The organism is Advenella sp. (genome assembly GCF_052108595.1).
Classification (GTDB): domain Bacteria; phylum Pseudomonadota; class Gammaproteobacteria; order Burkholderiales; family Burkholderiaceae_B; genus Advenella.
This window is the reverse complement of record NZ_JBQEAU010000024.1, coordinates 17064-40487: the sequence shown is the minus strand read 5'-3', so window position 1 is coordinate 40487 and position 23424 is coordinate 17064. Positions and strand designations below refer to the sequence as shown.

The window sequence follows — 23424 nt, the reverse complement described above, 5'->3', positions numbered from 1 at the left end:
ACGTCATCGCTGAGAAACGATTTTAGTGTCTTGCAGTCAGTATATGTCTGGACGCCAACTTAATAGAATTCATTATGAGTGTAGAACTTTCCCCCAGGGCAACTGAAATTGCCGAGCACACGAAGCAGTTGATCGCCGCAGGCGGCTACAACGGGTTTAGCTATGCCGATATCTCCGAGCGGGTGCATATCGGTAAAGCCAGCATCCATCATCATTTCCCGAGCAAGGCAGATCTGGTGCATGCCGTTGTCGTGCGGCACCGCGAACAGTCGCGGGAAGGGCTGGCTGCACTTGATCAGCACATCAGTGATGCGCCGGGGCGCCTGAAGGCCTACACAGATTACTGGGCCGGTTGTATTCGTGACGGTCAATTGCCTATTTGCATCTGCGCCATGCTGGGCGCAGAATTGCCCATGCTCCCACAAGAGGTTGCCAGCGAGGTTCAGCGGTATTTTGAAGACCTGACCGCCTGGCTGCAAGCCGTGCTGGAGACAGGCGTGGCACAGGGAAAGTTTCATTTGCGTGATAGCGCTTTTGTTGAGGCGCAAACCTTTATGTCTGTCGTACACGGCGCGATGTTGACGGCACGGGCCTTGAATAGTCCCGAGGCATTCGAGGCAATTTCACGAACGGCGATCAGGCAGCTGACCGCATCGAACTGATCTGTCTGTATTGTGAAGAGATGAGTGCATAATTTTTTATCTACGTAACCTATCAACTAGTTGGTTGTTATTTATCAATTGTTTAGTAGTCAATTGTTTATTAGTCAATTGTTATTAGTTGATTGATCCAAAAGTAAATCGGCGCGCAGCCTGACAGGCTCATCTGTTTATTTATCGGGCTGGCATCGTTGGTATTAAGCCGACCAGGCCCAAGCAATATTTTCAAGGAGTTTTCATTTCATGCCTCATCCTATTTCCGCCTTAGGCGCAGGCCATACAATTATCAGCCTCATTCCGCTCATAGCCGGCGTCTACAGCTTTGCCCGCTACCGCAAAATTGACAACACAGTGCCTGCTGGCAAGATTTATCTCATCGGCCTGGTGCTGGCAGTGTTGACGTCGTTTGGGCTATCGAGCACCGGTGGCTTTAACGTCGGTCATGCGCTGGGCATCCTGGCGCTTTTGGCCACAGGCGGCGCGCTATACGTGCCGCGGGTGTCTTTTCTGGGACGCTTGCGGCCCTATCTATCCCAGTTTGGTCTCACATTCAGTTTCTTTCTGCTGATGGTGCCAGGAATCAATGAAACCCTGACACGTCTGCCTGTCGCGCATCCCCTGGCAGCGGGACCCGATTCCCCGGCGGTGCGCGGCACATTGGCTGCCTGGACCATGCTCTTTGTCGTGGGATTCGCGTTGCAGAGCTGGTGGACGCGCACGCAGCACAGGGGCACCGGTCCCGCTTAGTCAGACACCGTTTTCGCTATTTATTATTGAGAGCTTTTAAGGCGCAGCTTTCGGTACTTTTCTTAGCTCATGCGCCCTTTATTTACAGTGCGATATTTCTATCGCCAAGGAGATTTACCATGTTTGTTTTACGACTTCGCCATTTTTTCGCAACCGGCCTGACAACGGCAGTACTTGCGACCGGCGGTTTGACCGCCGCCTCTGCCGCCAGTGCGGCTGAACAGGGGGTTCGCGTGCGAGGCACCGTTGTCGCGCTGGCGGGTGATCAGTTGCAAGTGAAATCGCGTGATGGCCAGGCTATCGATGTCAAACTCAAGGACGGCTGGATGGCCTCCGCAGTAAAAAAAGCCAGTTTCAGCGATATCAAGTCCGGTGATTTTGTCGGGATCGCATCGCTTCCCAAGTCTGCAGGCGGTGATGGCGCCCTGGAAGTCTTGATTTTTCCGCCTGCGCTCAAAGGTAGGGGAGAGGGCAGTTACAGTTGGGACTTGAAACCTAACAGCACAATGACCAACGCCACGGTAGGCGATTCGGTCAAATCAGTGGATGGTAGCGTTGTCACGCTTAACTATCATGGCAAAGAAAAGAAAATTTCTGTTCCTGACGGTACCCCGGTTGTTACGCTTGCGCCAGCAACGCACGATGATGTCAAACCCGGCACCGTCGTTTTCATCCCTGCCCAGAAGGGTGCAGACGGTACCCTGTCAACCGGCCAACTGATCGTGGGTAAAGATGGAGTCGTCCCTCCTATGTAATGGGGGACGAGTGTTCATATGGATAAGCCTAAATTGAAATGCCTGCCAGCATCACGTGCACCAGCAGGTTCCCGCCAGTCTGTGCGGCGGCATTCGGGGGTCGTCCGTATGACCCATTGGGTAAATGTGCTGTGCTTTTCTGTCCTGCTAATGAGCGGGCTACAAATTTTCAATGCACACCCCAGGCTGTATTGGGGGCAATACGGTGCTGATTCGGACCAGGCATTTATTGCCATTGGATCCGAACAGCATGGCGACAGACTGAAAGGATTTTTTCAGATTGGCCGGCTGAAAATCGAGACGACGGGTATTCTTGGCGTCTCCCGTGAGGGCGATGCGGCCACAGAAAAGGCATTTCCTTCCTGGCTCACGATTCCTTCCTACCACGACCTGGGGGCGGGCAGAAATTGGCACTTCCTCTTCGCCTGGTTGCTGCTCATCAATGGTTTTGTGTACCTGGCACACGGATTATGGCGAGGACATATTCGCCGGGATCTGTTGCCGAACCGGGACCAACTGGGATGGCGGCACGTATGGCGAGAAGTGGTAGACCATGCGCGCCTTCGTTTCGCCAAAGGCGAGCACGCGCGGCGCTACAACAGTCTGCAGAAGATGACCTATCTGCTGGTGGCATTGGTATTGCTGCCGCTGATGGTTCTGACAGGACTGACGATGTCGCCCGGTTTAAACGCGGTTTTTCCATTCCTGCCTGATCTGTTTGGCGGGCGCCCCTCTGCGCGAACACTGCATTTTCTGACTGCGTCTTCGCTTGTCCTGTTTGTAGTGGTTCACGTACTGATGGTTGTCCTGTCAGGTTTCTGGAATAACCTTCGCTCGATGATGAGCGGGCGTTATGTTATCGATCATTCAGGAGATACAAAATGACGCAGAGGTTCTCTCGCCGCCGGATTCTGACCGGTCTGTTGTCTGGCGTTGGCGTCTCCATGCTGGCAGGATGTGATCGTCTGACGCAAAGCGCCGGTTTTGGACACGTGTTACGCCAGACCGAGAAACTGACCATGGGTAGCCAGCGACTGCTGCTGGACCGAAAGACACTGGCGCAAGAATATAGCACGTCCGATCTTTCGCCAGTGTTTCGCGCCAATGGCACACAATTACCCGATTCCGAAGAGTACGCGCGCCTGCTTGAAGAGGGCTTTGTCGATTGGCGCCTGCAGGTGGACGGCCTGGTAAATCGACCGCTTAGCCTGTCGCTTGAACAATTGAAGCGCCTGCCGGCGCGCACGCAAATCACCCGACACGACTGTGTCGAGGGATGGAGTGCGATCGGACAATGGCAGGGCGTACCCCTTGGGCGGATTCTTGATCTGGCGCAGTTGAAGCCGGGCGCGCGCTATGTGGTATTCCATTGCGCAGACGAGCTGGAAGTCACCTTCGATGGCAGCGGGCGCTACTACGAGAGCATCGATCTTATGGATGCGTATCACCCTCAGACCATTCTTGCCTATGGCATGAATGGCAAGCCTCTGCCGGTAGCGCACGGCGCCCCTTTGCGACTTCGGGTCGAAAGGCAACTTGGTTATAAGCATGCTAAATACTTGATGCGCATTGAGGTGGTCTCCGCGTTCGACACACTGTGGGGAGGGCGGGGCGGCTACTGGGAGGATCGTGGCTACGAATGGTATGCGGGCATCTGAATTCATATAGTGATGCTCAATTTTGATTGTTGGCAATAGCGTAATACTGAATGTGCTTTATCAGTTTACTTAGCGTGGCTTAGCCGTATTTTGTGTCGAAGACAAGCGCTGAGAAATAACCATGGAGTCAAGCTTTCCCGCGGCTCGTTCGGATTATGTCAAACATGGCATAAGCTTTTTGCCGGGCTGAGATGGCCGCGTGGCGAATCGCCACACGGTCTATACAAGAGAGAATCAGTCGATGAAATCAGTGGCGTCCGAGGCATCTCGCCACGTATCCAGATCACCACGTAACGCCTGCATCTTCTGCTCGACTAGCATGGTGGCGATCTTGCCCGCAAACAGATGCACCGGCGGTTTGACAGCATCGGCCGCTTGCAGGATCAGCGTTGCCACTTTCTCCGGATCACCCGCCTGCTTGCCATCCAGACCGTTCAGATGCAGATCAAGCGAGGCTTGTGCTTCGGTGTAATCGGCAATTGAACGCTGTGCCACGACCAGCGTATTCTTTGATAAAAAGCCCGTGCGCACCGGGCCAGGATAGACTACGGTCGCCTTGATGCCCAGCTCGGCAACTTCGGCAGCCAGGGTTTCGGTCAATCCGGCCAGCGCGAACTTGCTGGAGACATAGCTTCCCCATCCTGCGTAACCGCCCTGAAAGCCGACGATGGAGGCCACGTTGAAGAGATGGCCGCTGCGCTGTCGGCGCAGGTGCGGCAAGGCATGGCGCAGCACATTTAATGGTGCGAACACGTTAATGTCAAAATTGCGGCGCAGTTCGACATCGGTCAGCGCCTCGATCGTACCTTGCTGGCCATAGCCGGCATTGTTCACGACGCGGTCGATGCGGCCGAAGGTGGCAATGGTTTTCTCGATGGCTGCCTGTACGCTCGCCTCACTGACAAGATCTACCTCTAAGGCGAGCAACTGTGCGCTGTCTTTGCCGAGTGTCTGGTATAAGCTGTCGATCGCGCGCGAGGTGGCGGCCACGGCGTCACCCTGCGCCAGCGCCTGGCGGGCAAGCGACAGGCCGATACCGCGGGCGGCGCCAGTAATGAACCAGACCTTGGCATAGGATTTTTGTTGTTGCATGGATTGTTACTCCTAATGATTGTAAAGACCAGAAGAAATTGTAGAATTACCGAGCCGCTCGGACTAGGCGAAAAGCTCTTGCGTTATTGCCTATTTCTATTTATATGATTATTATTTGAATATTATTTATATTAAAAATATGATTTTCATATCATTTGTTGGGAAATTAATTATGCGTAGTCACCAGCCAGACACGGCGCGACAGCGTGAAATGGTCACTCTGATCCAACAACTGGCTCCGCACGAAGGCCATACCCGATCATTGCTCGATGGCGTGCGGCTGATGCGGGCCGATCGGCCCCTGGGTCGTACACCTGTGCTCTACGAGCCGAGCATCGTGATTGTCTGCCAGGGGCATAAGCGCGGCTACCTGGCTAATCGCATCTACCATTACGACCCGCTGCATTATCTGGTGTTATCGGTACCGCTGCCGTTCTCGACCGAGACCGATGCCAGCCTGGAAGAACCCTTGCTGGCTGTGTCGGTGCGGTTGGACATGACCGCCGTGGCAGACTTGGTCATCGATGTGGATCAATATGCTTCCAACGCTATCTGCCCACCGGCTGGCATCGTTTCTACAGAGTTAGACGCCACGCTGGCGGATACGACAGTGCGCCTGCTCCGTGCATTACGCTCACCGCTCGAAGCCCGGGTGCTGGGACCGGCCATCGTGCGTGAGCTGTGCTTCCGTGTCCTGCTCGGCGAGCAGGGGGGGGCCGTCAGGGCGGCGCTGGCCAGCCATGGCAACTTCGGGCGCATTGCCCGCGTCCTGCGGCACATCCACAGCGATTACGCTCAGCCGCTGGACGTGGGCTCGCTGGCGAGCGAAGCAGGATTGAGCATCCCAGCCTTTCATGTACACTTCAAGGCCGTTACTGCTACCTCTCCCATTCAGTACATTAAATCAGTGCGATTGCACTATGCGCGACTGATGATGATACGGGACAATGTCACTGCGGCTGGTGCCGCGGTAAGGGTTGGCTACGAGAGTGCATCGCAGTTTAACCGCGAGTTCAAGAGATTCTTCGGTCGCAGTCCTGGAGAAGAGGCGCGCGAAATGCGCTCAGCCTTTGCTCTCATGGCTCCTGCTCAACTTGAAGCGATCGCAGTGACTCTTTAGTGCGCGCAAGCCGAATTGACGCCCCAGCCGACCCTATGTGCTGCCTTTCTAATAAGTAGAAAACCGGGTAGGCAAGGCCAAACTTGACATAGATTCGTCAATAGCTATCGATGGTCGCTTTACATTTCTGGACTAATCGATCTATAATTTCCCGATGCTCAACACAAAAACTGTATCCGACCGACAGAGAGGGCGTCCTCGCGAGTTCGATCCTGACCAGGCTATCGAACAAGCCATGCAGATTTTCTGGACAAAGGGCTATCAAGGCACCTCCTTACCGGATCTCATGGGGGCGACCAAGCTTTCCCGCGGAAGCCTGTACGCCGCCTTTGGCGACAAGCACGGTCTATTTCTTCTGGCCCTTGATCGCTACATCAGTCAGGCGCTCAATCGTCTGGACCAAGAGCTTGCTTCTGGTCGGAATGCCCTGGAGGGTCTCAAGGCGTGCATGGACGGCTACGTCGCGCGTACTGACGGCGCGGCTGGCCAGCGCGGCTGCCTGGTGGTGGCGACCGCCATGGAGCTTGCCGCCTGGGATGAGGAGATTTCGCACCGAATCGCTCATTTTTTCGGGGCGATGCAGGGGCGTTTAGTCAAGGCCTTGGTCCGTGCACAAGAAGAGGGCAGTTTGGCCCGGCACGTCAGCCCGGCTGCAGCCGCTCACATGCTGGTTTGCTTCCTCGAAGGCTTGCGTGTCGTTCGCAAGATCGACGTAGCGCCGCAAAAAGCAAGGGCTGCCGTACATGTTCTGATTAGCAGCCTCGCAGCCTGATCACTAAAGATGTAGGTGTAAGGTGTTTTTTTTATTAATTTTAGACTGATCGGTTTATAAATGAACGTTTTTCATATCGTGGCAGCGCTGCTTGTACCGTTGCTGTGGGGCATTCAATATGTTGTTATCAAGTCCGGGCTCACAGTGCTGCCGCCACTGTTCTTTGCCGGACTGCGATTCGCAGTGATCGCGGCGATTCTCATTCCTTTTGTCGGGCGCATCCGAAAGCCGGAGATTCGGCCGATCTTCTTGATCTCTCTTTTCATGGGCGGCGTGAACTTTGCTGGTGCCTTCATCGGTCTGACCCAGGCACCAGCTGGTATTGCCGGGATTGCCAACCAGCTTTGGACTCCATTCACACTAATGCTTGCCTGGCCCATGCTCGGCGAGAAACCTTCTGCTCGCGTGATGCTCGGCGTTGGTGTTGCGCTGTGTGGTGTCGCATTTGCCGTTGTCGATCCCGGCTTGGAAGTCCCCCTGGTCCCGATGCTCTTCATCCTGGTCTCTGCGATTGGATTGGCAGTCGGAAATGTGCTTGCGAAAAAATTCGGTCCATTTGACCCGGTGAGGCTCTTTGCCTGGATGTCGTTCTTCACGGGTATCCAGCTTCTTGGGCTTTCGCTGATCGTGGAGAGCGATCAGATGCACGCTTTTCAAAGCGCATCAAGTTCAGAGTGGCTCGCTTTTGCCTTCACCGTCATGCTCGGCGGCATCGTCGCATTTATCACTTGGTTCTGGTTAATTGCCCGGTTCTCAATGGCCCGGGTCGCGCCCTATGCCTTGCTTCAATCATTCTTCGCGATCGGCGCGGGCGTCGCCTTCAGGCATGAACCGTTGACCCCAATGCTGATGCTGGGTGCCGTTATTTGTGTTTCTGGTGTTGCGCTCAGTCAGTGGCCAGTATCTATTGGACAGCACACAAGAAATAAGGCGCAGTGAATCATGCCAGAGGGCAGCACGCGCGTGTTTATATTAATTATAGGAATCAATCATGGCGAAATTCGTTTTAGTGCACGGCGCTTTTCAAGGCGGCTGGGTTTACGCAAGGGTCGCCCGCAAGCTTCGCGAAGCGGGTCACGATGTCTACACGCCTACGCTGACAGGTCTCGGAGAGCGGGCTCACTTAGCTGACCGAGCGATCAATCTGGACGCCCATATTCAAGACATTGTGAACGTATTCAAGTACGAGGCTCTTTCCGACGCCATATTATGTGGTCATTCGTATGGTGGACTGGTCATCACCGGCGTTGCGCATGAGATTGGAGATCGCATCCGAACGCTCTTCTATCTTGATGCCTATGCGCCAGCAGATGGACAGTCCCTTATCGATATCACAGGCGCCGAAACAGCGCTGGCTTTCTTGGCGCAGGCAAATCGCAATGGCGGAATGATCCCACCGATTCCAGCTGCGGTATTTAACGTGAATGAAGCAGACGCGGTCAGAGTCGACACAATGTCTGTACCGCAGCCGCTGGCTACCTTCGTGCAAGGTGTGAAAGCAGGCGTGGATTCAGCGCCGGTTGCCAACCGTACCTACGTGTTCGCTACGAAGAATGGCGGGGATTGGTTTGTGCAAACGCATGCGCGCTTGAAAGGTGATCCTCGGTGGACTGTCCATGACATTGCGTGCGGACATGCAATCATGCTGGACCGGCCGGACGATCTGGTCGCGTTGCTATTGACCGAAGCGGCCAAATGACGTTGCGCTAGCTGTCGCTCTCGTGCCGCCTGGTCAATTCAGCCAATGTCGTCTCGCGGTGGATGGCTAGCCAGCAAGGTATCACAACGTTCCCTCAGGAAACGATGTAATTCGTTGATCGCGGGCGTCAGCCGCGAGCGGTGGGCACAGATCAGGTTCAACGGCGCAGGCTCGCAATGCGCTGGTGCAAACAACTCCACCAGCCGCCCGGCCTTTAGATCGTCGATGAGATCCAGTCTCGATTTGTAGACCAGGCCTTCACCAGCAATGGCCCAGCGGCGCACGGCATCGGCATCGTCGCTCATCCGGTTGCCCGTAATCGCTACGGTACGCTCACCGCCGGGCAGGGTAAAGCGCCAGCGTTCATGCACTTGTTCGCTCCATACGTACCGAAGGCAGTTGTGTTGCCGCAGGTCGTCGGGCTTGGTTGGCGCGCCGTGCCGTTCGATGTACGCTGGTGCGGCGCACAACGCACGCCGGTTGTTACCGGCCAGAACCAGGGCCAGAAGCGATGAATCGGGCAGCGTGCCATAGCGTACAACGGCATCTAGCGGCTGGCGGATGAGGTCAGCGGCGCGGTCGCTTATTTTTAGGTGCAACGACAGACCTGGATGCTGGTGCTGGAAGTCGTCCAGCCACGGCAACAGGAGGTTGCGTCCGAAGTCGGAGGGGACCGATAGCCGCAGCGGGCCGGTCAGTGCCGATCTACCGCCAGCCAAGGCCAGGTCGCCTTGCTCCCGCGCGTCCACCATAAGCCGCGCATGCGGCAAATAGCGCTCACCGGCCTCCGATAGTTGCATGCTGCGCGTGGAGCGCGTGAACAAGCGGGTATCCAGGGCCTTCTCGAGCCTTTGCACACAAGCGCTCGCTTGCCCGGGCGCGATGTTCAGCTGGCGTGCCGCTTCCGAGAAACTGCCGGCGTCTGCTGTGCGCACAAAGATCTGAACGTCATCAAGTCGAATGATTTTCATTGAATCACAGAAAGTGTTTTGGTTTTCAGCGGGTTTATCTGCAAATTGAAGAAGAATAACATGAAGCTCTTCCATCCCCGAAAGCTAATGGCCTTACGGGATCTCGTTCTCTTCCGATTATCAAAGGAGTTTTCTCATGAAGGCAATAGGCTTTTCTCAAAATCATCCAATCAGCAACCCGCAGGCCCTGCAAGACATTGAGGTGGCCAACCCCGAACTACGTGACTATGACCTGCTGGTCGAAGTCAAAGCGGTATCGGTCAACCCGGTGGATACCAAGGTCCGGCTCGGCGGCGATATTCCTGCGAGTGGATCTCGTATCCTTGGCTGGGACGCCGCAGGCATCGTTCGTGCCACAGGACCGCTGGCGACCCGCTTCAAGCAAGGTGACCGCGTGTGGTATGCCGGCGACATTACGCGACCGGGCAGCAACAGCGAACTGCAGGCCGTGGACGAGCGCATCGTCGGGCCGATGCCAGTCTCGCTGGATTTCGCCGAAGCCGCATCGCTGCCGCTGACGGCCATCACTGCCTGGGAGTTGTTGTTTGACCGTCTGCGTGTTCAGGCCGCCGATCCGACCGACAACAACATCCTGCTGATCATCGGCGCGGCAGGCGGCGTAGGCTCCATCCTGACCCAATTGGCGCGCACCTTAACGGGCATGACCGTTATCGGCACAGCGTCGCGGGCAGAGACCCGTCAGTGGGTTCTGGAGCATGGCGCGCATCACGTGATTGATCACCGCCAGCCGTGGGCGCCGCAATTGGCCGAGCTCGGCATCCAGCAGGTCACCCACGTCGTTGGACTCAATCAAAGCGCCGTCTATGTTCCGCAGATCGCCGCCGTGTTGCGTCCCGAGGGCCAGTTCGCGCTCATCGACGACCCGGTGGATCTGGATATCGGACCATTCAAAGGCAAGTCCATTTCAATCCACTGGGAGCTGATGTTCACCCGAGCCATGTTCACCACCGGCACCATCAGTCGCCAACATGCCTTGCTGCGCCGAGTGGCCGAACTGGTTGATCGGGGAGACATCAAGCACACCCTGACTCAGCGTATCGACGGCATCAGTGCGGCGAGCCTGAGACACGCACATGCTCTGGTCGAGGCCGGAAACATGATCGGCAAAGTTGTGATTGCCAACGCCTGAACCTGACTGGAAAAGAAGCACGCATATGACACAGAAAATTATCGACACGGCAACGATCAGCCTGGAAGCTGCACAAGCATTGCTGGCCGAAGCGCGCCGCGCCTGTGCCGCGCGGGGATTCGCTGCGACCATCGCCATCACCGATGCAGGAGGTCACCTGCGTGCTTTTGAGCGCGCAGATACGGTTCCTTTTCTCACCGTCGGTGTTGCCACTGACAAGGCCTGGACGGCGGCCTCGTTTGGCATGACCACGCATCAATGGAACCAGTACATGGCAGACCCCACCGTGGCTGGTCTGGCCCATCATCCGCGCATGACACCGGTGGGTGGTGGCGTGCCCATCATTGATGATGAGCGCCTTGTAGGCGGTATCGGTATCTCCGGCGGCACCTCTGTCCAAGACCACGAGGCTGCCGAGGAGGCGCTGCGTAACGCCGGTTTTCTATAACGAGGCGAATTTTACAAAAAATGCAGGCTATTTATAGATAGATAGCCTGCATCCATCTGCATGGATAAACACATGAAAAAAACGCGCTTATGTGCACTGTCGCTCGTCGTCGCTGCGCCCATGGTCCTGTCGTCCACCGCTGGCGCCCAGTCGCCGGACAATGTCTCGACCGCTCTTGATGCAGCCCGCTACGGCTTGCTCGTGAAGCTTCCTGTTCGGCCGGAAAGCCGCGCTGACTTCTTGCGGATCATTAAGGATCGTGTCGCGGCAAGTCGTCAACGTTCCGAGGTTGTTGACTTTCGAGTGCTTGCAACGCCCGACCCCAATGTCTACATCGCATTTGAAAGTTTTCGAAATAAAGATGCATTTAGTACCTTCGAGAAACTGCCGGAATCGCAAAATTTCCTGAATGTGCTTCAACCGCTTTTGAGCGGCTCCCCCGAAGTGTCAATTTTGCAACCTCTGCCCTGAAGACGCACACAATTTTCAACGAACGATTATTAATAAGGTAAAAAAATGAGCGCTTACATCGTCTTTCAGCGAGTAATCACGACAAACAAGGCCAGCCTGGCACAATATTCACAAGAGGTTGGCGACTCTTTCAAAGAGACGCTGGTTGATTTTCTGGTGGCTTATGGGAAACAGGAAACACTTGAAGGTGCGCCAACAGAAGGTACCGTAATCCTTAAATTTGGCAGTATGGCTGCAGCAAAGGGGTGGTACTACAGCGATGCCTATCAAAAAGCAGCACAGCACCGGTTTTTGGGCGCTCAATACAACGCAACGCTCGTAGAAGGGACGGATACAGAGTAGATTTAGGGTTTGGGGGAACAGCATTTTGTCCCATAGAAATTTATGAAGACCAAAGCGTGTAAAAAGTCAGTCTGGAGAAAAATAGGATATCAATAAGAAAACTAGAATCTTATAATTAGTTGTTTTTTTTAAAAAGCCAATATCGATATCCCGAAACTTCGACAGGGGGCTATCGATTGTTATTGAGTTCTGAAGTTTCGTCACTCAGTTCTGAACTATTCTTCGTAAAGATATGGGGCGCCATGCACGATTGCTTCGCGCGTGGATGTACTGCCGAGGGCTTGCTGCCAGGGGCATTCAAGGTAAGACGTCGGGCGGCAACATAGCACAAGTTGCTGACTACATCTATAACTTGGGGGGAAATTTGCCTGATCCTATTTCAATCACGGAGTGGGTAAACCTATTCGCTCTTGCGATTAACCAGGAAAATGCAGCCGACGGTAAAATAGTACAAGGATAATATTCTGGCCCGCGGAGGGTAGTATCGCACCATGGAAGGCCCCAAAAATTTTCAACGATATGTGGTAATTGAGTTTCCTACATTTGAACAGGCTGTAATGTGTTTCGAATCCTCTGAATACAAAACTGCCGCGGCTTTCCGTCGCGCTGGAGCCGGCGTCGTGGAAAACACCATCGTTGAATCAGGCGATGCCACCGTGTGCTGAAAATATAGAAATCGGCATATGACAAAAGTTGGCGTTGTAAGTATGAGAGCTTGCGTTTCTCTATCACTGAAGCACCTTATATGGGATGGGGAACTGTTTAACTTGATTTGGAAATGATTATTTCCTATAATTACACGCATGACTTCACCAAGTATCTCACATCAGCCACGCCGTGGTGCGGGGCGACCCCGCGAATTCGACATAGACGCATCGCTCGACGGCGCTATTCTGGTGTTCCGTAAGCGAGGCTACCATGCAACGTCGGTGGAGGATCTCTGTTCTGCGATGAACCTGACCGCCGGTAGCATATATAAAGCTTTCAAAGATAAGCGAACTGTTTTTCTGGCCGCTTTCGATCGATATACAAGTCAGCGAAGTACCCAATTGCAAATCCGCCTCAAAGACAAGACAAGTGGATTGGAAAAAATCCGTGCCGTGCTGCATTTCTACGCCGAGTCTTCCTCTGGCAACGAAGGCACACACGGATGTCTAGTCGTAGCCAGTGCAACGGCTCTAGCCACATTCGATGAAGAAATGGCAAATCGAGTTGAAGATACCTTATTGCGACTGGAGCGCATGTTGAGGGATTTCGTTCGTGAGGGGCAAGAAGATGGTTCAGTATCTCCTGCCATCGACACTTTCGCAGCGGCACGCAGTCTGCTGTGTCTGTTGCAGGGGTTTCGGATCATTGGGAAGCTCGGGCGCAGCCGTAGCGAAATGGTGGCAGCGGCGGACGAGGCGATACGCGCGTTCGTCTAAATTTTTTATCTAATTAGGAAATGTATATTTCCATATTAAAGGATTTTTATGCAAACTCCATCGATCCATGGGCAAGCGATTCAAGCACCTGGCAGCTGGGTGTTCCTGCTGCTCGCCACCGCCTGCGGCATGATCGCTGCCAATATCTACTATGCACAGCCGCTGATCGGGCCGATCGCAGTTTCACTCGGCCTATCAGTGCAGTTTGCGGGCTTGGTCGCGACAGTGACGCAGGTAGGCTATGGCATCGGGTTATTGTTGATAGTACCCCTGGGCGATCTGATGGAGAACCGGCGCTTGGTCATCACGACTCTCGGTGTCACCACGCTCGCTCTGGTTGCTACGGCATCGGCTACCCATGCGTTCACATTTCTAGCTGCCGGAGTACTGATCGGCCTTGGGTCTGTAACCGTGCAGCTATTAGTGCTTTACGCAGTACATCTTGCGCCCTCGGCTTTGCAGGGCCGCATTGTCGGTATTGTTACTGGCGGACTAATGCTTGGTATTATGTTCGCGCGGCCCGCAGCGAGCTTCATCACCGGCATGGGGTCGTGGCGTACGGTATTCATGGGCTCGGCTGTAACCATGATAGTTCTGGCAGCCGTATTGCGGATCGCACTGCCGATTCGCCTCCCGGTACAGGGGCTACGCTATGGCAGTCTACTGGCATCCATGGGGCCCTTGATCTGGCACACCCCTGTGCTGCGCCGCCGGGCCTTTTATCAATCCTGTTTGTTCGGTGCGTTCAGCCTCTTCTGGACCACAGTCCCCCTGCTGTTGGCTGACAATTTCCAATTTTCCCAGACCGATATTGCAGTGTTTGCGCTTACTGGCATAGCCAGCGCCTTGGCTGCTCCGCTGGCGGGCCACGCGGCTGATCGCGGTTGGGACAGATCTGCCACCTGCATCGCCATGCTTGCCGTTGCGGCTTGCTTTGTATTTGGGCGATTGGGGTCGTCCGCAAGCGTAATCGGTCTTATGGGCCTCGTCTTGGGCGCGATTTTCCTTGGCTTCGGTGTTTCTGTGCATGCTGTGCTCGGACAGCGTGCCATCTTCTCGCTGGATCCGCAATCGCGCGGCCGGCTTAATGGCCTATTCATGGCTACTTATTTTACAGCAGGCGCGTTAGGCTCAATCCTCGGCACCTGGGCATACACAAATGGTGGCTGGCCGCTAATAAACTGGATCGGTTTCGGCCTGTCTGTGCTCGCCCTCATCAGCCTGTGCACAGAACGAAATCATTCAACGCCACGTTAGATTATCCAACGCCGTAGGTCTTGCGGCCTTCACCTTAAGGAGTATTACCATGTCAACACAAAACACCATTTCCCAGCTAGCGACCCAGCATATTGAAGCAATGCCAAACTCCCAGCCTGTATCGGGCATGGCTGGCTTCGAGCACCGGTACGAGACCGTTCACGGGATTAGACTTCATTACGTCATCGGCGGAATAGCCGACGGCGATACCGTCGTACTCCTTGCCGGCTACCCGCAGAGCGGGTATGCATGGCGCAAGATCATGCCTATACTTGCACAGCGCTACCGCGTCATTGCTCCAGACATCCCCGGGCAAGGCGACTCGGACCGCCCCATTGACGGTTACGATACCCAAACGCTGGCCATCATGACCCACGCATTACTCCAGCAACTGGACATTTGTCAGTATGCACTTGCCGCACACGATATCGGTGCCTGGGTAGCCTACCCCTATGCAATGCTTTTTGGCGACGAGATCAAGCACCTGGCGCTGCTCGATGCAGGAATTCCTGGCATCACACTGCCCGACGCCTTGCCAATTGCACCGGACCGCGCCTGGCGCACTTGGCATTTCGCCTTCCATTCGATACCGGACCTGCCCGAAGTGCTGATCACCGGACGCGAGCGCGAATACCTTGAATGGTTCCTGCGCCGTAAGACAGCCAATCCAAGTACCTTCACCGAGGCTGACATTGAAGAGTATGTGCGCGTTTTCAAGAAAGATGGGGGCCTGCGTGCCGGATTGGGGTATTACCGTGCCGTACCGTTGTCGGCACGCCAAAACCGAGAGCTAAGTGCAAAGGGCAAGCTGAAGATGCCAGTCCTTGCACTCAGCGCAGACCAAGGCTCCATCCCGGATATGGCTGGGCCACTGCGAGCTTACGCGAAAGAGGTTCACGCCGCCATGATTGTTCAATGCGGTCATTTTTTACCCGAGGAACAACCCGATGCCGTTGCCGGCGAACTGATGGCGTTCTTCGGGTAGGGCTCCGAGCCAATACGTTCTGAACCGCCTAATTCTAGGGTGCAAGTTTTACGGCGTTAGGATTGCCATTACTGTGACCATCGCTCTTGCGGGGCCGCGTTGATGTTTGCTCTGGTCATAAAGAGCAATCCTGACTCCATCGCGAAGCTCGAAGCGATGTAGCTGTCGTTGCACAAAGCTGGTTTCCAACTCATTACCTCTGAGCTTGTCGAGATAGCGGAAAAATTCCCCTTGGAGGGATTGCCAGAAGACACATTGCCTAGGTTGCAGAAACGCTAAGAGTTAATTGATTTTTAAGGGAACTCAATATCGATATTCCGAAACTTCGACAGAGGCTGTCGATTGTTATTGAGTTCTGAACTTTCGTCACTCAGTTCTGATCTATTTTTCGTAAAGATATGGGGCGCCATGCAGGGTTACTGCCATAACGTCTTCAAGTGGTCGACGAACCATTTACCGGCAGGTCCAGGTGGTTGCGATGGTCGGTGAAATGCCGACATTGTCAACATCCACCCAGTAGGCGGCATTTCGTCTACATCCAGAACGACCAACGTGCCTGCAGCGATGTCTTTCTCGACCATATGCGAGGGCATGCCTCCCCACCCGACGCCATCTTTGAGAAAGGCATGCTTGGTCGATAAATCGGCCAGACGCCAGGTCGATGTGGATGCGACCCCGAAGTCATGACCGCTTGTCAGGTCGGATCTGTCGGTAAGCACAAGTTGAACGTGTTTTGCCAGCTCATGCCGCGGTATTCGTTGATTGAAGCTTGCGAGCGGATGCGTTGCCGAAGCGACTGCGATCAGTGGTAATTCTCCCAGCCGCTCGCTGACCAACGAGGGAAATGCCCGTGGCAGTGGTGGGAGTATGCCTAAACTACATCGGCCGTCCAAAACAGGCTGATAAGCCGCTCCCAGACCCTCCACAAAGAGACGTAATGGGGTTAGCGGAAATTGAGTCACGAACGCCTTGGCGACGGAGCTTATCACCGACGTCGGAAAGAATACATCGATCACCACTGAGAGTTCGGCCTCTACGCCTGAGGTCATAAGTTTGGCTCGCGCCTTCAACGTGTCCACGCGGGAAATGATGGCACGGGCATCTGCAAGCAGCAGCACACCTTCCGGCGTGAGTTTGGGAAAGCGGCCCGAGCGGTCAAAGAGCTTGACCCCTATTTGTTCTTCCAGTCCACCGACCCAGCCGCTTACCGCTGATTGAACTCTGTTGAGTTTGCGGGCCGCAGCCGAAAAGCTGCCTTCATCCACCGCAGCAATGAAAGTTCTGAGTTGATCCAACGATACGCCATCTAGCATGCTTTTTTAATCCATCTTTAATATAGATGGATTATATCTCAATATATTGGCTATTCAGATATATGTTCGGATCTTAAAATGCCTGAACACATAGCCGATCCCGTACGTAGAGCAGCAGCGACTTTGGCATGTGCACATTCAAGACAGTTAAATTAAGGAATTATTATGACTTATGCAATTATTGGTAGTGGCAACGTCGGAAGGGCCCTGGCCAGTCAATTTGCCCGTAACGGTATCACTATTGGCATGGCAAATACGCGCGGAGCGGATTCGATGGCATCGGTTGCGAAGGAGTACGATAATAAGGTGCTCCCGCTGACGATCCAGGAAGCAGTCAAGGCTGATGTGATCATTCTGGCAGTGCCATTCTGGGCGCACCGCGACATCGCCCGGGCAGTCGAGACTTGGCAGGGGAAAATTGTCATCGATGTCACCAATGCCTTTGGTGTACCACTATCAGACCTGGATAATCTGCCCTCGTCGGCTGTAGTGGCAAATGCGTTGCCAGGAGCACGCCTCGTTAAAGCGTTTAATCATCTGCCCGCCGGCGTGCTGGCGCAAGAGCCGGCTTCGGCCGGGGGGCGCCGGGTAATCTTTGTCTCAAGCGATCACGAAGATGCAAGCACGACAGTTGCCTCCCTGGTCGACAAGCTCGGATTTGCACCTGTCAGTCTTGGCAAGATTGCGCAGGGTGGTCAGCTCGTTCAGGCCCGAGATAAGCGCTGGGCGCCTTTGATTTTCCAGGATTTATTCAAAAGAGATTGAGTCATGTATAACCATGTAATCTGGCCTGAGCGTTTTGATCCAAAAACGTCGGCTATTTACGCACTCAACGACATTGACGTAAAAGCGCCGCCTGAAGTCGTGTGGGCGTTGCTCGTAGATGCGGAAAACTGGTCGCGTTACTTTCCTGCTGAGGACCAGGTGAAAATACTAAACAACGATAGGAGATTGGCGTTTGGAACCCACTACAGTCGGGTAACTGTTGGTTTTCCCATGAGCCTTATCGTAACGGAGTTCGAGCCATTCCGAAGGCTCGCCTGGGCGACGACGGTTGACGGCGATGAGAGTGGTTCGAGTGCTTACCACGGCTGGGTAATAACACCTACAGACGAGGGGTGTCACGTGTTGACGGAAGAAACGCAACAAGGTCCCTGGTTCCTCGATCTTCTTGGACAGAAATATCCTGGTGGACTTTATCGCTATCACCAGGAATGGGTCGAACGCCTCGCTGGTGCCGCCGAGGCGCAAACAGAAAAGTTAGCGCGCTGACTGGTTCTCACCCTGAGCGCAGTGTGTGAAATATATCTTCGCGCGAGTGTTTTTTGGCAGAACGTGCTGCGGCTCGCGGCAGCGACTCTATGGCTCTGCCTGCAACTGGAGAAAAATTGCATGAACATCGAACTTAAAGGCCGCAAGGCAATGGTTACCGGATCAACTGCAGGTATCGGTCGCGCGATTGCCGAGGGGCTCGCGCGAGCGGGCGCTTCGGTCATCATTAACGGACGTGGAGAACAGCGTGTCGCTACCGCGTTAAAAGAGCTGCGCGATCTGTTACCCAACGCCAATATTACTGGCATAGTTGCTGATCTCTCGACGGCGGAGGGATCCGCCGCGCTTGCCGAGCAGGTGCCGGATGTTGATATCCTCGTCAATAATCTGGGTACCGCACTTCCTAACGGTTTCTTTGATCAGGACGACAATGAGTGGCTAGATCTCTTCCAGCTCAATGTTATGAGCGGCGTGCGTGCCGCAAGGCACTATGTGCCAGCGATGGTTAAACGCGGTTGGGGAAGGGTGGTTTTTATCAGTAGCGAGTCGGCGATCAACATTCCCAAGGAGATGATCGACTACGGCATGACAAAAACGGCACAGCTCGCCGTATCTCGGGGGCTGGCAGAGCTGGTTGGAGGAACGGGTGTCACCGTTAACGCTGTTCTTCCTGGCCCGACCCGCTCCGAAATTTTGTCTAATTGGATGAAGGGCACCGCTAAGGAGCAGGGCATCACGCAGGAGGAGGCAGAGCAAAATTTTCTGAAAACAATGCGTCCAACGACACTCATTAACCGTTTAACGACGACTGAAGAAATCGCAAACATGGTGGTTTACGTCTGCTCTGAGCAAGCCTCCGGTACGACCGGTGCAGCACTTCGCGTTGACGGCGGCGTCGTGCGCTCGATCCCTTGAAAGGGACTGGGTGCAGGACCGCTGGCGCGAACAACGCCTCCTGGCTGCTGAAAATCAGGCGGCCTAATAAAAAGTTTTAGGACAATAGTATGTTTGAAGCAATTAACTGGCCGGCAGATATGAAACCTAGCCGATCTCCCATTCATTTTACTAATGAGCTCGAAGTTGCTGTCTCTACTGAGACGATCTGGTCGCTTCTTATTGATACGATAACTTGGCCCCGATTTTATCCGGGAGTCAAACAGGTCGACCTGTTGGACGGACATGAGATGTTGCAACACGGTACTCGCTTTGAGACCAATTTGGCAGGGCAGGATATCTTGGCGTCGGTGCAAGAGTTTGAACCCTTAACCCGCATAGCCTGGGGCGGGGGTCCAAAAGTTTCTAGTGAATCAAGAGCCTATCACGCCTGGATCATCACGCCAATCGCGGGTGGCTGTCACGTCTGGACGGAAGAGACAATGCAGGGACCACTTTGGCTAGAATTGGCCAAGCAGGCGCCGGACGTCTTTTGGCGTACACATGAAAAACTTCTGGAAGATCTCGCTAAAGTGGCGCTCGAACGCGAAGCGCTGAGCATTTAAAAGAGCGCTTGCTGTATACAGGAATGAGACATCCTGCGAACTGGCATCAAGATGAGTGTGGGTCGCATCCTGGTCGGCGCGACAGGGCTGGGCCTCGCTCGCCGCGCCATCGACCTTGCCAAATCCTTTGGTCGCGATCGCAAGGTTTTTGGCAAGTCCATCCTCGAGCATCAAGGTTTATCGTTTCCGCTTGCCGATATATTGACCAAAATCCATGCGGCGGAGCTGATGGTTCGTAACGCGGCCACTTTGGTCGACGAAGGACGCCCTTTTCGCAATGAGACCGGCATGACAAAGCTATTTGCCAGCGAACTGGCAGTGGAAGCCGCGTTGAAGGCCATCCAGGTCCACGGTGCCTACGGCGTGTTTGAAGAGTATCCGGTATCCGGTCTTTTGGGAGAGGCCAAGGTATTGGAGATCGTCGAAGGCACGAGTGAAATCCAGCGGCTGGTGATCGCCCGGGAATTGCTCGATTAAGCACGCTGCAACGATCATTATTCAAAATGCTGAATATCACCATTTTTAAAACTCAGGAGCCATTCTCCGACGACTCTGGTTGGCCCATCCCAGCGATGTCTCGGGGCGACGATATAAAAATCCGATCTGCCTCGCAGAGACCCTTCGTAGAGCCGGGTCAGCCTGCCTTCTTTGATGTCCTGCTCAACGAAAAAACTGTTGGTCAGCGCAATGCCCTGACCGGCAATGGCTGCCTCTATGGCGTGTGCGGTTTGATTGAACTTAATGCCAATGTTCGAAGGCACCGATGCCGGTCCGATTACGGATTGAATAAACTCGGGCCAGAAATTGTGAGTATCGCCCAATAAGAGAAACTGCTTCAGATCATCCGCGTTCTTTGGTCTGCCGCCCATTTTAGATAAAAGGCTGGGACTGCAAACGGCAATAATATCTTGCTGGTATAGAAGTTCTGTATGCAGCCCCGATCCAAATGGAGGCCGACCGTACCTGATGGCAAGATCCACTTTGTCCAGGTGAAAGTTTGATATCCGTTCAGTGGCAACGATCTGTAAATCCAGCGACGGGTTTCTTGAAAGAAAGTCCGGCAGGCGGGGGATTAGCCATTTGGAAGCGAACGTAGGTGTGACACTGAGCGTGATTCGTCTTGGCTCGGGTTTTATTTGGAGCGTTGCCTCGGTGATGATGTCAAATGCGCGGCTGATACCGGCAATATAGGTTCTCCCTTCGCTGGTCAATTGTAGCGAACGAGATAATCGATCAAAGAGTTTGATGCCAAGCTCCGCTTCCAGTTTTCGGATCTGTTGCGCGACCGCGCTTTGGGTGACCCCCAGCTCTTCGGCTGCGAGACGGAAATTCAGGTGCCTGGAAGCGGATTCGAATATCCGCAGGCCGTTTAACGAGGGAAGCGGTTTGGTTTTGTCATACATACAATAGATTTTCTACAGAAAATTTAAAATTTAAGTGCTCAATGCCGAATCCGGAAAATGATATTCTTTACAGACATATTTATCTTACTGCATATTCACGGAGCATTTTAATGACTGTAGAAAAAGTTGCACTTGTTATGGGCGGGGGCAGTGGTATGGGCGCAGCGGCAGCGCGTCGGCTGCACAATGATGGGTATCACGTCGCTATCCTGTCTTCTTCCGGCAAAGGTGAAGCATTGGCCAGGCAGTTGGGCGGGATTGGCATCACGGGCTCAAATCAGTCCAATGAAGATATCAGGCTTCTTGTAGACGAAACGGTAAAAAAATGGAACCGTATTGACGTGCTGGTCAATAGTGCTGGGCATGGACCCCGTGGTCCTATACTGGAAATGACAGATGAACAGTGGCATGAGGGCATGGACGTGTATTTCATGAATGTTGTCCGGGCAACAAGGCTGGTGGCGCCCATCATGCAAGCGCAAAAGTCTGGCTCGATCATCAATATATCCACTGCCTGGGCGTTCGAGCCGGCATCCATGTTTCCCACATCTGCCATTTTCCGTGCAGGCCTGGCCTCATTTACAAAACTCTTTGCCGACCAATTGGCCGCTGACAATGTTCGCATGAACAACGTTCTGCCAGGCTGGATAGACAGTTTGCCCGAGCTGGACGAGCGACGGCAGGCAGTTCCGATGCAACGGTATGGCCGCAGCGAAGAAATCGCCGCAACTATTGCCTTTCTGGCGTCTGATGGCGCCGGATACATTACAGGGCAGAATATTCGAGTGGATGGCGGCCTGACCCGCTCCATTTCCTAGATCTGACCCAATTGTTCTATTTAGGTGTGCGTGGTTTGCAGCTTTAACCGAATCTGTCAGGCATGCGCACCCAGCCCATTCCTCCAAAAATTTCTAATAATTGTTAGCACGTAAATATATGCCAGCTGAACCCATTTGTATATTTCAAATAGAATATCCTTTTTCAAGGTGAGACTGGCATGATGCCAGTCTCACCTTGAACCACTTGGATTTTCTGTACGCCGCAGGTTGCGGATGCGCTTAGCGCGATCGCATTGACGAACAGTAAAATTATCGGCCTTTGGATCACTTCACCGTAATGTCGTTTTCCTTGATAATTTTTTCGTAAAACGACGAATCGGTTTTGATCAACTGTGCCAGTTCAGCAGGCGTGCTGCCAACGGGAACAAACCCTGCCGCCTTGAACTTTTCCTTCACGTCAGGATCTTTTGCTACCTCAATCAAGTTTTTGGATACGGTGTCGATGATATCCTGCGGCGTGCCTTTTGGTGCCATGAGCGATGCCCAGGATTTCATGATAAAGCCCTTGTATCCTGCCTCTTGCATGGTCGGAATATCTTGTTCGTCTTCCCAGCGCTTTGCAGAGGTAATCGCCAGTGCTTTGAGCTTGCCCTGTTTCGCGTATGCCATAGGAACTAATATCGGGTCAAAGACCATGGAGACCCGACCGGCCAGAAGATCGGACAAAATAGGCGCACTGCCTTTGTACGGGACATGTGTCATTTGAATGCCTGCCACTTGCGCAAAGTTTGTGCCAGTCAGATGGGCGCTGGATCCAATACCGCTTGATGCGTAGGTCAGGCGGTTTTTCTTTCCATATTCGACCAGCTCTTTCAGGTTATTTGCCGGAATGGTGTTGTTGATGAACAGGAACAGCGGCAGGTCGGCCATATGTGAAACCGGCACGAAATCATCATCGCTATAGTTAAGTTTATACAGGTGAGGGTTGATCGAATGAGCCGCCAATACGGTAACGAATGTGTAGCCATCCGGTTTTGCCCTTGCCGCCTGGCCGGTACCGATCGTCCCGTTCGCGCCAGGTTTATTTTCAATGACGATGGGCTGCTTCAAGCGCTCGGACAGTTTTTGCATAACTACCCGGCTGACTGTATCGGTTGCGCCACCAGGTGTGTAGGGGACGATGACTGTGATGGGTTTTTCAGGCCATGCTGCTTGCGCTGTAACGGGAGCAGCAAGTGCAGCGAGCATGGAAATGATGAACAGATATGTCCCTGTTGTTTTCATTATCGTTTTATCCTTGGTTAGGTTTAATGCTTTTTAGAATAACAAAAATTCAATAAAAGATAACGAGGGATTTCACTAGAAAAGCATGCGATTCTGCTTGAAATGCAACACTAAGCCGAAAATGAGCAAGGCCGGGCAAGCGAGACTTTTGCACAGCGGAACATGTTCTCGGGTTCGTGGCCTGATCAGCGTCGGTGGCGTTGTTTGTCGCAGATTGACTGTCCAAGTGGGTGCAGTACTTGATGTGTCAAGAATAGATCTGTCACTGTCAGTTTTCAAATGTTCACCAGATTTGCAGCTATAGTGCGCGACGACATTAAGCAC

The 23424-nt window shown here is 53.7% G+C and carries 28 protein-coding genes; 23 read left to right on the top strand and 5 right to left on the bottom strand.

Annotated elements, in window-relative coordinates; all coding sequences use genetic code 11:
- Positions 1–74: 74 nt before the first annotated feature.
- From ACTIKR_RS06485 to ACTIKR_RS06465, 5 genes are all read left to right on the top strand, one after another.
- Entirely contained in the window at positions 75–662 is a 588-nt protein-coding gene (locus ACTIKR_RS06485) for a TetR/AcrR family transcriptional regulator (protein WP_193089330.1), read from the top strand.
- Positions 663–902: 240 nt separating this feature from the next.
- On the top strand, positions 903–1406 hold the full coding sequence (locus tag ACTIKR_RS06480; protein WP_193089331.1) for a hypothetical protein: 504 nt from the start codon (positions 903–905) through the stop codon (positions 1404–1406).
- Between the two features lie 119 nt (positions 1407–1525).
- Entirely contained in the window at positions 1526–2161 is a 636-nt protein-coding gene (locus ACTIKR_RS06475) for a hypothetical protein (RefSeq protein WP_442327401.1), read from the top strand.
- An 18-nt stretch (positions 2162–2179) separates the two neighbouring features.
- Positions 2180–3046 carry a cytochrome b/b6 domain-containing protein gene (locus tag ACTIKR_RS06470; RefSeq protein WP_442327400.1) on the top strand — a complete coding sequence of 289 codons (867 nt, stop codon included), beginning with the start codon at positions 2180–2182 and terminating at the stop codon, positions 3044–3046.
- Positions 3043–3819: a molybdopterin-binding protein gene (locus tag ACTIKR_RS06465; RefSeq protein ID WP_442327399.1), complete on the top strand. Its 777-nt coding sequence runs from the start codon at positions 3043–3045 to the stop codon at positions 3817–3819. The genes ACTIKR_RS06470 and ACTIKR_RS06465 overlap by 4 nt, the downstream gene beginning before the upstream one ends.
- Positions 3820–4053: 234 nt before the next feature.
- On the opposite strand, the gene ACTIKR_RS06460 is transcribed toward ACTIKR_RS06465, so the two are convergent.
- Entirely contained in the window at positions 4054–4911 is an 858-nt protein-coding gene (locus ACTIKR_RS06460; protein ID WP_442327398.1) for an SDR family oxidoreductase, read from the bottom strand.
- Between the two features lie 211 nt (positions 4912–5122).
- Here ACTIKR_RS06460 and ACTIKR_RS06455 point away from each other — a divergent pair, with 211 nt between their 5' ends.
- The 4 genes from ACTIKR_RS06455 (at position 5123) to ACTIKR_RS06440 (ending at position 8502) form a co-directional block, all read left to right on the top strand.
- Entirely contained in the window at positions 5123–6031 is a 909-nt protein-coding gene (locus tag ACTIKR_RS06455; protein ID WP_442327405.1) for an AraC family transcriptional regulator, read from the top strand.
- A gap of 235 nt (positions 6032–6266) precedes the next feature.
- Positions 6267–6803 carry a TetR/AcrR family transcriptional regulator gene (locus ACTIKR_RS06450; RefSeq protein WP_442327397.1) on the top strand — a complete coding sequence of 179 codons (537 nt, stop codon included), beginning with the start codon at positions 6267–6269 and terminating at the stop codon, positions 6801–6803.
- A 60-nt stretch (positions 6804–6863) separates the two neighbouring features.
- Positions 6864–7742, top strand: a complete 879-nt coding sequence (locus ACTIKR_RS06445) for a DMT family transporter (protein WP_442327396.1) — start codon at positions 6864–6866, stop codon at positions 7740–7742.
- 52 nt (positions 7743–7794) lie between these two features.
- Positions 7795–8502 (top strand): alpha/beta fold hydrolase, encoded by a 708-nt coding sequence (locus tag ACTIKR_RS06440; protein ID WP_442327395.1) that lies wholly within the window; start codon positions 7795–7797, stop codon positions 8500–8502.
- Positions 8503–8540: 38 nt separating this feature from the next.
- Here the strand turns inward: ACTIKR_RS06440 and ACTIKR_RS06435 are convergent, their stop codons facing one another.
- Positions 8541–9467 (bottom strand): LysR family transcriptional regulator, encoded by a 927-nt coding sequence (locus ACTIKR_RS06435; RefSeq protein ID WP_442327404.1) that lies wholly within the window; start codon positions 9465–9467, stop codon positions 8541–8543.
- A gap of 142 nt (positions 9468–9609) precedes the next feature.
- On the opposite strand from ACTIKR_RS06435, the gene ACTIKR_RS06430 reads away from it, so the two are divergent.
- From ACTIKR_RS06430 to ACTIKR_RS06395, 8 genes are all read left to right on the top strand, one after another.
- A complete protein-coding gene (locus ACTIKR_RS06430; protein ID WP_442327394.1) occupies positions 9610–10623 on the top strand; it encodes a zinc-binding alcohol dehydrogenase family protein in 1014 nt (337 codons plus the stop codon).
- Between the two features lie 25 nt (positions 10624–10648).
- Complete coding sequence (locus ACTIKR_RS06425; protein WP_442327393.1) at positions 10649–11071, top strand: GlcG/HbpS family heme-binding protein; 423 nt, start codon at positions 10649–10651, stop codon at positions 11069–11071.
- A gap of 72 nt (positions 11072–11143) precedes the next feature.
- On the top strand, positions 11144–11542 hold the full coding sequence (locus ACTIKR_RS06420; RefSeq protein ID WP_442327392.1) for a putative quinol monooxygenase: 399 nt from the start codon (positions 11144–11146) through the stop codon (positions 11540–11542).
- 45 nt (positions 11543–11587) lie between these two features.
- Positions 11588–11884: a DUF1330 domain-containing protein gene (locus ACTIKR_RS06415; protein ID WP_442327391.1), complete on the top strand. Its 297-nt coding sequence runs from the start codon at positions 11588–11590 to the stop codon at positions 11882–11884.
- Between the two features lie 491 nt (positions 11885–12375).
- Positions 12376–12549 (top strand): DUF1330 domain-containing protein, encoded by a 174-nt coding sequence (locus tag ACTIKR_RS06410; RefSeq protein WP_442327390.1) that lies wholly within the window; start codon positions 12376–12378, stop codon positions 12547–12549.
- 138 nt (positions 12550–12687) lie between these two features.
- Complete coding sequence (locus tag ACTIKR_RS06405; protein ID WP_442327389.1) at positions 12688–13308, top strand: TetR/AcrR family transcriptional regulator; 621 nt, start codon at positions 12688–12690, stop codon at positions 13306–13308.
- Positions 13309–13356: 48 nt separating this feature from the next.
- A complete protein-coding gene (locus ACTIKR_RS06400; protein ID WP_442327388.1) occupies positions 13357–14565 on the top strand; it encodes an MFS transporter in 1209 nt (402 codons plus the stop codon).
- Positions 14566–14614: 49 nt separating this feature from the next.
- Complete coding sequence (locus ACTIKR_RS06395) at positions 14615–15550, top strand: alpha/beta fold hydrolase (protein ID WP_442327387.1); 936 nt, start codon at positions 14615–14617, stop codon at positions 15548–15550.
- Between the two features lie 416 nt (positions 15551–15966).
- On the opposite strand, the gene ACTIKR_RS06390 is transcribed toward ACTIKR_RS06395, so the two are convergent.
- Entirely contained in the window at positions 15967–16863 is an 897-nt protein-coding gene (locus ACTIKR_RS06390; protein WP_442327386.1) for a LysR family transcriptional regulator, read from the bottom strand.
- 165 nt (positions 16864–17028) lie between these two features.
- Here ACTIKR_RS06390 and ACTIKR_RS06385 point away from each other — a divergent pair, with 165 nt between their 5' ends.
- From ACTIKR_RS06385 to ACTIKR_RS06365, 5 genes are all read left to right on the top strand, one after another.
- Positions 17029–17628 (top strand): NADPH-dependent F420 reductase, encoded by a 600-nt coding sequence (locus ACTIKR_RS06385; RefSeq protein ID WP_442327385.1) that lies wholly within the window; start codon positions 17029–17031, stop codon positions 17626–17628.
- Between the two features lie 3 nt (positions 17629–17631).
- The gene (locus ACTIKR_RS06380) at positions 17632–18135 is read left to right on the top strand and encodes an SRPBCC domain-containing protein (protein ID WP_442327384.1); all 504 of its coding nucleotides are present in this window, start codon (positions 17632–17634) and stop codon (positions 18133–18135) included.
- 120 nt (positions 18136–18255) lie between these two features.
- Positions 18256–19050 (top strand): SDR family NAD(P)-dependent oxidoreductase, encoded by a 795-nt coding sequence (locus ACTIKR_RS06375; protein WP_442327383.1) that lies wholly within the window; start codon positions 18256–18258, stop codon positions 19048–19050.
- 89 nt (positions 19051–19139) lie between these two features.
- Entirely contained in the window at positions 19140–19634 is a 495-nt protein-coding gene (locus ACTIKR_RS06370) for an SRPBCC domain-containing protein (RefSeq protein ID WP_442327382.1), read from the top strand.
- Between the two features lie 51 nt (positions 19635–19685).
- Positions 19686–20111 carry an acyl-CoA dehydrogenase family protein gene (locus ACTIKR_RS06365; protein ID WP_442327381.1) on the top strand — a complete coding sequence of 142 codons (426 nt, stop codon included), beginning with the start codon at positions 19686–19688 and terminating at the stop codon, positions 20109–20111.
- A 17-nt stretch (positions 20112–20128) separates the two neighbouring features.
- Here ACTIKR_RS06365 and ACTIKR_RS06360 read toward each other — a convergent pair whose 3' ends face one another.
- Positions 20129–21037 carry a LysR substrate-binding domain-containing protein gene (locus tag ACTIKR_RS06360; protein ID WP_442327380.1) on the bottom strand — a complete coding sequence of 303 codons (909 nt, stop codon included), beginning with the start codon at positions 21035–21037 and terminating at the stop codon, positions 20129–20131.
- Between the two features lie 110 nt (positions 21038–21147).
- On the opposite strand from ACTIKR_RS06360, the gene ACTIKR_RS06355 reads away from it, so the two are divergent.
- Positions 21148–21855: an SDR family oxidoreductase gene (locus ACTIKR_RS06355; RefSeq protein ID WP_442327379.1), complete on the top strand. Its 708-nt coding sequence runs from the start codon at positions 21148–21150 to the stop codon at positions 21853–21855.
- A gap of 285 nt (positions 21856–22140) precedes the next feature.
- Here the strand turns inward: ACTIKR_RS06355 and ACTIKR_RS06350 are convergent, their stop codons facing one another.
- Entirely contained in the window at positions 22141–23100 is a 960-nt protein-coding gene (locus tag ACTIKR_RS06350; RefSeq protein WP_442327378.1) for a Bug family tripartite tricarboxylate transporter substrate binding protein, read from the bottom strand.
- Positions 23101–23424 lie beyond the last annotated feature (324 nt).

Bases quoted from the DNA above. Each gene is read 5' to 3' on its own strand.
- ACTIKR_RS06485 (WP_193089330.1), top strand. From the start codon at position 75: ATGAGTGTAGAACTTTCCCCCAGGGCAACTGAAATTGCCGAGCACACG.
- ACTIKR_RS06480 (WP_193089331.1), top strand. From the start codon at position 903: ATGCCTCATCCTATTTCCGCCTTAGGCGCAGGCCATACAATTATCAGC.
- ACTIKR_RS06475 (WP_442327401.1), top strand. From the start codon at position 1,526: ATGTTTGTTTTACGACTTCGCCATTTTTTCGCAACCGGCCTGACAACG.
- ACTIKR_RS06470 (WP_442327400.1), top strand. From the start codon at position 2,180: ATGGATAAGCCTAAATTGAAATGCCTGCCAGCATCACGTGCACCAGCA.
- ACTIKR_RS06465 (WP_442327399.1), top strand. From the start codon at position 3,043: ATGACGCAGAGGTTCTCTCGCCGCCGGATTCTGACCGGTCTGTTGTCT.
- ACTIKR_RS06460 (WP_442327398.1), bottom strand. From the start codon at position 4,911: ATGCAACAACAAAAATCCTATGCCAAGGTCTGGTTCATTACTGGCGCC.
- ACTIKR_RS06455 (WP_442327405.1), top strand. From the start codon at position 5,123: ATGGTCACTCTGATCCAACAACTGGCTCCGCACGAAGGCCATACCCGA.
- ACTIKR_RS06450 (WP_442327397.1), top strand. From the start codon at position 6,267: ATGCAGATTTTCTGGACAAAGGGCTATCAAGGCACCTCCTTACCGGAT.
- ACTIKR_RS06445 (WP_442327396.1), top strand. From the start codon at position 6,864: ATGAACGTTTTTCATATCGTGGCAGCGCTGCTTGTACCGTTGCTGTGG.
- ACTIKR_RS06440 (WP_442327395.1), top strand. From the start codon at position 7,795: ATGGCGAAATTCGTTTTAGTGCACGGCGCTTTTCAAGGCGGCTGGGTT.
- ACTIKR_RS06430 (WP_442327394.1), top strand. From the start codon at position 9,610: ATGAAGGCAATAGGCTTTTCTCAAAATCATCCAATCAGCAACCCGCAG.
- ACTIKR_RS06425 (WP_442327393.1), top strand. From the start codon at position 10,649: ATGACACAGAAAATTATCGACACGGCAACGATCAGCCTGGAAGCTGCA.
- ACTIKR_RS06420 (WP_442327392.1), top strand. From the start codon at position 11,144: ATGAAAAAAACGCGCTTATGTGCACTGTCGCTCGTCGTCGCTGCGCCC.
- ACTIKR_RS06415 (WP_442327391.1), top strand. From the start codon at position 11,588: ATGAGCGCTTACATCGTCTTTCAGCGAGTAATCACGACAAACAAGGCC.
- ACTIKR_RS06410 (WP_442327390.1), top strand. From the start codon at position 12,376: ATGGAAGGCCCCAAAAATTTTCAACGATATGTGGTAATTGAGTTTCCT.
- ACTIKR_RS06405 (WP_442327389.1), top strand. From the start codon at position 12,688: ATGACTTCACCAAGTATCTCACATCAGCCACGCCGTGGTGCGGGGCGA.
- ACTIKR_RS06400 (WP_442327388.1), top strand. From the start codon at position 13,357: ATGCAAACTCCATCGATCCATGGGCAAGCGATTCAAGCACCTGGCAGC.
- ACTIKR_RS06395 (WP_442327387.1), top strand. From the start codon at position 14,615: ATGTCAACACAAAACACCATTTCCCAGCTAGCGACCCAGCATATTGAA.
- ACTIKR_RS06390 (WP_442327386.1), bottom strand. From the start codon at position 16,863: ATGCTAGATGGCGTATCGTTGGATCAACTCAGAACTTTCATTGCTGCG.
- ACTIKR_RS06385 (WP_442327385.1), top strand. From the start codon at position 17,029: ATGACTTATGCAATTATTGGTAGTGGCAACGTCGGAAGGGCCCTGGCC.
- ACTIKR_RS06380 (WP_442327384.1), top strand. From the start codon at position 17,632: ATGTATAACCATGTAATCTGGCCTGAGCGTTTTGATCCAAAAACGTCG.
- ACTIKR_RS06375 (WP_442327383.1), top strand. From the start codon at position 18,256: ATGAACATCGAACTTAAAGGCCGCAAGGCAATGGTTACCGGATCAACT.
- ACTIKR_RS06370 (WP_442327382.1), top strand. From the start codon at position 19,140: ATGTTTGAAGCAATTAACTGGCCGGCAGATATGAAACCTAGCCGATCT.
- ACTIKR_RS06365 (WP_442327381.1), top strand. From the start codon at position 19,686: ATGAGTGTGGGTCGCATCCTGGTCGGCGCGACAGGGCTGGGCCTCGCT.
- ACTIKR_RS06360 (WP_442327380.1), bottom strand. From the start codon at position 21,037: ATGTATGACAAAACCAAACCGCTTCCCTCGTTAAACGGCCTGCGGATA.
- ACTIKR_RS06355 (WP_442327379.1), top strand. From the start codon at position 21,148: ATGACTGTAGAAAAAGTTGCACTTGTTATGGGCGGGGGCAGTGGTATG.
- ACTIKR_RS06350 (WP_442327378.1), bottom strand. From the start codon at position 23,100: ATGAAAACAACAGGGACATATCTGTTCATCATTTCCATGCTCGCTGCA.